We start from the raw sequence: 6567 nt of genomic DNA on the forward strand, positions 1-6567 counted from the left end.
AGGTAAAATATGGAGATAAATATAGTATTAATAAATTCAAGAAGTTTTACTTTTGAAATAAATAACACAGATAGATTCTATCTTAAAAATAAGTTAGAAGTTAAGATTGGAAAACAAAAATTTGAAATAGAAAAAACAGTTAATAGTGTTTATGATTTAGAACCAGAAACAAATTATACACTGGAAATTTACGATAATGGAGAATTGTTAATAAAGAAAGATTTTATAACAAAAAGTGAAAGTTTTTCATTAAATGTTAAGAGATTTGGAGTGAAGGGGGATGGAGTATCAAATGATACCCTTCCTTTGCAAACAGCAATAATGTCTTGTCCTAAAAATGGAAGAGTGTATATTCCTAAAGGAAAATATTTAGTTACATCGTTATTTTTAAAAAGTGATATAACTATTGAATTAGGAGCTGGAGCTGAAATTTTAGGTGATACTAATCGAGATAATTTTGGAATTCTTCCAGGATTAATAGAAAATGAAAAAGATGAAGAATATTATTTAGGAACTTGGGAAGGAAATCCATTAGATAGTTTTTCTTCAATAATTACAGGAATAAACATAGAAAATGTAAAAATAATTGGAGAAGGAGTTATAAATGGACAAGCCTCTAAAGAAAATTGGTGGAATAATCCAAAGATTAAAAGAGGAGCCTGGAGACCAAGAACAATATTTTTAAATAAGTGTAAGAATATAACTATCGAGGGAGTTACGATAAAAAATTCACCATCATGGACAGTTCATCCATTTTTTTCTGAAAATTTAAAATTTATAAATTTAAAAATTCAAAATCCAGCCGATTCACCAAATACTGATGGAATAGATCCGGAATCATGTAAAAATGTAGAATACATCGGCATAGATTTTTCAGTAGGAGACGATTGCATAGCAATAAAATCTGGAAAATTATATTTAGGAGAAAAATTAAAAACTCCATCAGAAAATTTTCAAATAAGAAATTGCTTGATGAAATATGGTCATGGAGGAGTGGTTATAGGTAGTGAAATGTCTGGAGGAGTAAAAAACGTTAATATTGAAAAATGTATTTTTTACAAAACTGATAAAGGTATTAGGGTAAAAACAAGAAGAGGAAGAGGGGAACAAGGAGTTATTGATGGAATTATCGTAAAAGATGTATATATGGATGAAGTTAAAGTTCCATTTGTTTTTAATTCTTTCTATTTTTGTGATCCAGATGGAAAAACAGAGTATGTTTATACAAAAGAAAAACTCCCTGTAGATAAGAGAACACCTCATATAAAAAATTTAGAATTTGAAAATATTGTATGTATAGAGACAGAGGTTTGTGCTGGATTTTTATATGGACTGCCAGAAAAACCTATTGAAAATATAAAATTTAAAAACATAAATATAAGTTTTACAAACAAAGATGTAGAAGCAGATTATCCAGCTATGATGTCTCATATCGAAAAAGAGAGTAAATGTGGGTTTTTTATAGCAAATGCAGAAAATGTAAAGTTTGAAAATGTTGTTATATCTGGAAATGTTGGGGAACAAATAAGAATTCAAGGAGAAAAAGAGTAAGATAACTCTTTAAAGGGGTACGGTAAAATGAAAAAATGTATACGAATAAATAAAAAAGATAATGTTGCAGTTGCCCTTTTACCTATAAATAAAGGAGAAATTGTAGAGGTTGAAGATTTAAAAATTAAATTAAAAGAGGATATAAAAAAAGGTCATAAGTTTACTTTAGAGTTGTTGGGAAAAAATAAAGATGTAATAAAATATGGAATGCCAATAGGTCATACTTTGAAAGATGTAGAAGCAGGTCAATGGATACATACACATAATTTGAAAACAAATTTGAATGATTTAGATACATATTCATATGGAGATTTAGAAGGTGTAGATTTAGAAGGAGCTAAAAGAAAAAAAGTAAATGTGTATTTAAGAAAAAATAATAAGATAGGTATTAGAAATGAGTTGTGGATTATTCCAACTGTAGGATGTGTAAATGGGATTGGAGAAAATATAATAGAAGAGTTTAAAAAGAGATTTGATATATCAAAAGTAGATGGATTAAATGTTTTTAAACATAATTACGGGTGCTCACAGTTAGGAAAGGATCATATAACAACTAGAACAACACTTCAAAATATAGTGACACATCCAAATGCAGGAGGAGTTTTAGTTTTAGGGCTTGGTTGTGAAAATAATCAAGTGAAAGAGTTCAAAGAAACTTTAGGTGAGTTTGATAAAGAAAGAGTTAGATTTTTGATAGCTCAAGATTCCGAAGATGAAATAGAGGAAGGTGTAGAACTTTTAAAAGAGTTATACGATAAAGTTATTTCTGAATCAAGAGTTGAAAAAGAGTTCGGAGATTTAGTTGTAGGACTTGAATGCGGAGGGTCAGATGGATTTTCTGGAATAACTGCAAATCCACTAGTAGGGGAATTCTCAGACTATATAGTCGAACATGATGGGACAACAATTTTGACAGAAGTTCCAGAAATGTTTGGAGCAGAAACTTTACTTATGAAAAGATGTATTAATAAAGATATATTTAATAAAACAGTAGATATGGTTAATGATTTTAAAAAATACTTTATCTCGTATAATCAGTCTATTTATGAAAATCCATCTCCTGGAAATAAAGAGGGTGGAATATCAACACTAGAAGATAAATCCTTGGGGTGTACTCAAAAATCAGGTATTTCTAAAGTCAAAGATGTATTAAGATATGGAGAGGTAGTCAAATCTAAAGGATTGGTACTTCTTGAGGCGCCAGGGAATGACTTGGTTGCTACTACAGCATTAGGAGCAGCTGGAGCTCATATAGTTCTTTTTACAACAGGACGGGGAACTCCGTATGGTGGATTTGTTCCAACAATAAAAATATCAACAAATACTGAACTGGCAAAGAAAAAGCCAAAATGGATTGATTTTGATGCAGGAAAACTATTAGATAGCAATGTTACAATGAAAGAATTGCTAGATGAATTCGTTGATTATATAATAGAAGTAGTTGAAGGTAGAAAAACAAATAATGAAATAAATAATTTTAAAGAAATCGCTATTTTTAAAAATGGTGTGACTCTTTAAGAGGGAGGATAGATGTTAATACAAGTTAATAATGATGAAAGTATTCAAAATATAATTGATAGTATTCAACATCATCAAGTTGTAATATATTTAAAAAATGGTATATATCGAGAGAAAATATTAATTGATAAACCAAATATAACACTAGTTGGAGAAGAAAAGGGAAAAGTTATTTTAGTTTGGAGTGATGCATCAGGAACTTTAATGAGAGAAGATTCTGCTAAAACTTATGGAACAAGTGGAAGTGCAACAGTAACATTAACATCAAATGCTAAAGGATTTAAAGCTGAAAATATAGTTTTTAAAAATGACTTTGGTTATCCAAAATCATTTTTAAAGGATAAACAGGCTGTAGCTTTAAAAAATGATGCAGATAAATCTCTATTTATAGGGTGTGAATTTTTGGGATATCAAGATACTTTGTACGCAAATAAAGGAAGACAATATTATAAAGATAGTTATATAGAAGGAAATGTAGATTTTATTTTTGGAGGAGCACAGGCTTATTTTGAAAATTGTAATATTTTTTCAAAGAAAAGAGATGAGGGAGTTGGTTATGTAATGGCCCCATCAACACTTTACAATCAAGAGATAGGATACATCTTTAATAATTGTAAATTTGATAGTGATGGAGAAAGCAATACAATTTTTATAGGTAGACCTTGGCATCCAGGAAAAAGAGCAGGATATAATCCAAGTGCAATAGTTATGAACTCATATTTAGGTTCACACATAAAAGAGGAAGGTTGGGATTCAATGTCAGGATTTTCTCCAGATGACGCTAGATTTTATGAGTATAATAATTATGGTGAAGGAAGTATTGTAAATATAAAAAGAAGAGTTTTATTAAAAGAAGAGATGAAAAATTACTCTAAAGAAAAATTGTTTGAAAATTGGAATATATAAAAATGGATGGACTCAATTGTCCATCCATTTTAGTTTATAAATTATCTTATATATTTAGAGAATTAAAGAGAAACTTCTCCTTTATCATCCCAGCACTCTACACCTGTAGAGTTAGAAAGAACGTTCTTGGTGAAAACAGGGTTTCTTTTGGCTTTTCTTTCTTCTAAATAGTGATGAATACATTCAATAGCAGGAACTCTAAGTTTAGTAATAGCATATATATTGAAAAGTGCCATGAATGCCATAAATAAATCAGCCATAGCCCAAACAGATGGAGCATCTTTGATAGAACCCCAGAAAACCATAGCAAGAGCAACAACTTTAAATGGGTTTTCTAACCATTTTTTTTCAGTATAGGCTATATTAACAATTCCGTAGAAGTAATTTCCAATAACTGATGAAAAAGCAAATAAAAATATACAAGCCATCAAGAAAATTCTACCAAAAATTCCAAGTTCATGTATCATAGCAGTTTGAGTTAATTCAATTCCTTTATGAGTAGTAGTTCCTAATACTCCAGAGAAAAGAATGATAAAAGCTGTAGCAGAACAAATAGCTAATGTAGTAACATAAACTCCTAAAGTTTGAACTAATCCCTGTTTGAAAGGGTGATCTGTAGAAGCACTAGCTCCAGCGTTTGGAGTTGATCCCATACCAGCTTCATTTGAAAAAAGACCTCTTTTAATACCTTCCATAACAATAACTCCAAGAGCACCTCCACCAGCAGCAGCTGGATCAAAAGCGTTTGTCATAATTAATGAAAGTACTCCAGGAAGAGCTGCAATGTTCTTTAAAACTATAAAAATAGCAACTACTAAATAAAATACACCCATAATTGGAACAATAATCTCTGAAACTTTTGCAATTCTATGAGCTCCTCCTAAAATGATTATAGCTGTTAATACAGTTAAAATAATAGCTCCATAAAATTGATTTATACCATACGCATGTTGAAAAGCTACTGTAATTGTATTAGCTTGAACAGCATTAAAAATAAAACCATAAGTTATTGTAATAAGAATGGAAAAAGCTACACCAAGATATTTTTTATTCATACCTAATTCCATATAATAAGCTGGTCCACCAACAAAGATTCCATCCTCTTTCTTTTTATAAATTTGAGCTAAAGTATTTTCAACTAAACTCAAACTACCAGCTACTAAAGCTAAAATCCACATCCAAAATATAGATCCCGGTCCACCAACAGATATAGCAAGGGCAACTCCTGCTAAACTACCAGTTCCAACTTTAGAACCAGCACTAATGCAAAATGCTTGGAATGGTGAAACACCTTTTCCATTTCCTTTTTCAAGCATTACTTTAAACATCTCTTTAATCTCAGTTATATTTGCAAACTTTAATTTAAAAGTGAAATATAATCCTGAAATAATAAGAACTGCGATTAAAACATAAGACCATAAAATGTTGTTAAGTGTGTTGATAATATTCATTGTTCCTCCTATATAATATATAATAAATTGTGTGTGTGTTTAGAATATTCTACATTTAAGCTCATTGCATAGGTCTTCTAAAAGACATACTCCAGCTATAGGATTTCCTTTTTGATCAAGAGCAGGTGAGTAAATACCAATTCCCATTTTATGAGGAACAACGGAAACGATTCCTCCACCAACTCCACTTTTTGACGGTAAACCAACTCTTACAGCAAACTCACCAGAGTTATCATACATTCCACATGTAACCATAAGTGTTTTTACAATTCGGCTAACTCTATTAGAAACAACTTGTTCGCCAGTACTAGTTTGTCCTTCATTAGCTAGAAATAAACCTAGTTTTGCAATTGTTTTTGCAGTGACATCAATAGAACATTGCTTAAAATAAACTTCTAAAGCTTCCTCTACATTTCCTGTGATAATTCCCTCAGATTTCAAATAATATCCCATAGCTCTATTTTTATTTCCTGTTTCAGATTCACTTAAATAAACCTTTGGGTTTAGTTCAAGAGATGGGTCTTCTGTTATTTTTTTGAAAAATTCAAGAAGTCGATTGAATTTATCCTTTGCATCATCACCTTTAATCATAGAAGATACAACGATAGCTCCAGCATTAATCATAGGATTATATGGTTTTCTTCTACTAGATGTTTCTAATTTTCTAATAGAGTTAAATGGGTCTCCACTAGGGTCCATTCCAACTTTAGAGAATACATATTCCTCTCCATTATCTAAAATAGCTAACATAAGCGCAACTACTTTAGAGATACTTTGTACTGTGAATTTATTATCATAATCTCCAGCAAAGTATTCATTTCCCTCATTATCTAAAATATATATTCCAAGATTTCTGGGGTTTGTTTTTTCTAATTCAGGGATATAACTTGCGACTTTCCCTAATTCAGTTGTCTTTCTGTGTTTTTCAACTAATTCTTTTAGTAATTCTTGCATTTTTTACCTCCTAAAAGTACTGTTACTAAACTTTGTATATAATTATAATACTTTTTATATATGAACAAAGTAAAATATATTGTTTCAATGTGAAATTAATTTCTGATTTTTTAATTATATAAATTTTTTTTTATTGTTTGAAAATGCTTAAAAATAGAGAAGAGTATAAAATTCTATTTAAAATATA

Annotated in this window: 5 protein-coding genes; 3 read left to right on the top strand and 2 right to left on the bottom strand. The window is 29.9% G+C overall.

What is annotated here, in order from left to right:
- The first annotated feature begins 9 nt into the window (after positions 1–9).
- Genes HMPREF0202_RS02225 through HMPREF0202_RS02235 form a run of 3 tightly spaced genes read left to right on the top strand, consistent with a single transcriptional unit; the run spans position 10 to position 3975 of the window.
- Positions 10–1551 carry a glycoside hydrolase family 28 protein gene (locus HMPREF0202_RS02225; RefSeq protein ID WP_023051754.1) on the top strand — a complete coding sequence of 514 codons (1542 nt, stop codon included), beginning with the start codon at positions 10–12 and terminating at the stop codon, positions 1549–1551.
- A gap of 27 nt (positions 1552–1578) precedes the next feature.
- Positions 1579–3069, top strand: coding sequence for a UxaA family hydrolase (locus tag HMPREF0202_RS02230; protein WP_023051755.1), 1491 nt, complete (start codon positions 1579–1581; stop codon positions 3067–3069).
- A 12-nt stretch (positions 3070–3081) separates the two neighbouring features.
- Complete coding sequence (locus tag HMPREF0202_RS02235; protein ID WP_023051756.1) at positions 3082–3975, top strand: pectinesterase family protein; 894 nt, start codon at positions 3082–3084, stop codon at positions 3973–3975.
- Between the two features lie 62 nt (positions 3976–4037).
- On the opposite strand, the gene HMPREF0202_RS02240 is transcribed toward HMPREF0202_RS02235, so the two are convergent.
- Both HMPREF0202_RS02240 and glsA read right to left on the bottom strand, forming a co-directional pair.
- On the bottom strand, positions 4038–5426 hold the full coding sequence (locus tag HMPREF0202_RS02240) for an alanine/glycine:cation symporter family protein (protein ID WP_023051757.1): 1389 nt from the start codon (positions 5424–5426) through the stop codon (positions 4038–4040).
- A gap of 39 nt (positions 5427–5465) precedes the next feature.
- Positions 5466–6380, bottom strand: coding sequence for a glutaminase A (gene glsA, locus HMPREF0202_RS02245; protein WP_023051758.1), 915 nt, complete (start codon positions 6378–6380; stop codon positions 5466–5468).
- Between the last annotated feature and the right edge of the window lie 187 nt (positions 6381–6567).

The organism is Cetobacterium somerae ATCC BAA-474 (assembly GCF_000479045.1).
In the GTDB taxonomy this organism is placed as follows: Bacteria; Fusobacteriota; Fusobacteriia; order Fusobacteriales; family Fusobacteriaceae; genus Cetobacterium_A; species Cetobacterium_A somerae.

Excerpts from the sequence above, each read along its gene's own strand:
- HMPREF0202_RS02235 (WP_023051756.1), top strand. The coding sequence starts at position 3,082 with ATGTTAATACAAGTTAATAATGATGAAAGTATTCAAAATATAATTGAT.
- glsA (WP_023051758.1), bottom strand. The coding sequence starts at position 6,380 with ATGCAAGAATTACTAAAAGAATTAGTTGAAAAACACAGAAAGACAACT.
- HMPREF0202_RS02240 (WP_023051757.1), bottom strand. The coding sequence starts at position 5,426 with ATGAATATTATCAACACACTTAACAACATTTTATGGTCTTATGTTTTA.
- HMPREF0202_RS02230 (WP_023051755.1), top strand. The coding sequence starts at position 1,579 with ATGAAAAAATGTATACGAATAAATAAAAAAGATAATGTTGCAGTTGCC.
- HMPREF0202_RS02225 (WP_023051754.1), top strand. The coding sequence starts at position 10 with ATGGAGATAAATATAGTATTAATAAATTCAAGAAGTTTTACTTTTGAA.